Origin of the sequence: Streptomyces sp. TP-A0356 (assembly GCF_001417775.1) — a bacterium.
Taxonomy (GTDB): domain Bacteria; phylum Actinomycetota; class Actinomycetes; order Streptomycetales; family Streptomycetaceae; genus Streptomyces.
In genome coordinates this window covers 1-1,628 of record NZ_BBZJ01000005.1, presented here as the reverse complement: position 1 = coordinate 1,628, position 1,628 = coordinate 1, and the positions used below count along the sequence as shown (strand labels likewise).

Below are 1,628 nucleotides of genomic sequence, written 5' to 3'. Positions count from 1 at the left end.
GGCCCTGTCTCACATTCGGTGGTGACGGAGAGTCGTGAGGGTCGTTGACCTTCGTGTGAAGGACGTCAACGAGCTTGTGCAGATGGTGTTTTCGGGACTGTTCCCGCTGGTCGTCGAGGATGTGGCCGACGAGGGTGAGCGGATCGTGGTGCGGGCGCAGACTCCGCAAGGCACCGCGATCTGTCCGGTGTGCGGGGCGCCGACGGGGCGGGTGCACGGCTACCACTGGCGGAGAGTCGCCGACGTGCCGGTGGACGACCGCCGGGTGGTGGTTCGTGTGCGAGTGCGACGCCTGGTGTGTCCCACACGCGGCTGCCGGCAGACCTTCCGTGAGCAGATACCCGGGGTGCTGGAGCGATACCAGCGCCGTACGGCCCGTCTGACCAGGCAGGTCAAGGCCGTGGTCAAAGAGTTAGCGGGCCGGGCTGGATCGCGTCTGCTGGCGATACTCGCAGTGGGCCTGTCGCGTCACACGGCCCTGCGCACCCTGCTACGCATCCCGTTGCCCACCGGGCGGGTGCCCCGCGTGATCGGCGTCGACGACTTCGCCCTGCGCCGACGGCACCGCTACGCCACCGTGGTGATCGACGCCGAGACCCATGAACGGATCGACGTACTTCCCGACCGTACCGCCGACACGCTGGAAGCATGGCTGCGCGGGCATCCGGGCATCGAGATCGTGTGCCGAGACGGCTCAGCCACCTACGCCGAGGCCATCCGCCGCGCCCTGCCCGACGCAGTCCAGGTCGCCGACCGGTGGCACCTGTGGCACAACCTCTGCGAAGCCGCCCTGAGCGAGGTGAGGGCACACAGCACCTGCTGGGCCGCCGTGCTGGACGCGCCCATCTACGATGGGCCCCGCGCGCAGACGACCATGGAACGCTGGCACCAGGTCCACAACCTGCTCGAGAAGGGCGTGGGCCTGCTCGAATGCGCCCGCCGACTGCAGCTGGCCCTGAACACCGTCAAACGCTACGCGCGGGCGGACCGGCCCGAGCGGATGCTCCGCGTCCCCAAATACCGCGCCAGCCTCGTCGACCCCTACCGCGAGCACCTGCGCAATCGCCGTGCCGAAGATCCCGCCGTGCCCGTCCAGCACCTCTTCGAAGAGATCAAGGCCCTCGGGTTCACCGGCTGCCTGAACCTCCTGCACAAGTACATCAACCAGGGCCGCGCGGACGCCGACCGCAGCCACATCTCCCCTCGCCGGCTCGCCCGGATGATCCTCACCAGGCCCGACAACCTCAAGGCCGAACATCACGATCTTCTGGCACGGCTCACCGCCGCCTGCCCCGAGATGACCCAACTGGCCGCCGTCGTCCGGAGCTTCGCCAAACTCCTGACGCCTTGCGCAGGAAACGCCGACGGGCTCTCGCGTTGGATCGTCGAGGTTCGCTCAGCCGATCTGCCTCATCTGCACGCCTTCACCCGGGGCCTGGACCGAGACCGCGACGCCGTGGACGCTGCACTCACACTTCCGTACAGCAACGGCCCCACCGAAGGTGTCAACACCAAGACCAAGCGGATCGCGCGCCAGATGCACGGCCGAGCAGGCTTCTCCCTCCTCCGCCACCGCATCCTCCTCGGATAGCGGCACACTCCGTCACCACCGAATGTGAGACAGGGCC

1 protein-coding gene is annotated in these 1,628 nt (G+C 68.2%); it reads left to right on the top strand.

What is annotated here, in order from left to right:
• Window positions 1-82: 82 nt before the first annotated feature.
• Window positions 83-1,591 (top strand): ISL3 family transposase, encoded by a 1,509-nt coding sequence (locus tag ASC56_RS00045; RefSeq protein ID WP_055489032.1) that lies wholly within the window; start codon window positions 83-85, stop codon window positions 1,589-1,591.
• Window positions 1,592-1,628: the final 37 nt, after the last annotated feature.

Excerpts from the sequence above, each read along its gene's own strand:
- ASC56_RS00045 (WP_055489032.1), top strand. The coding sequence starts at position 83 with ATGGTGTTTTCGGGACTGTTCCCGCTGGTCGTCGAGGATGTGGCCGAC.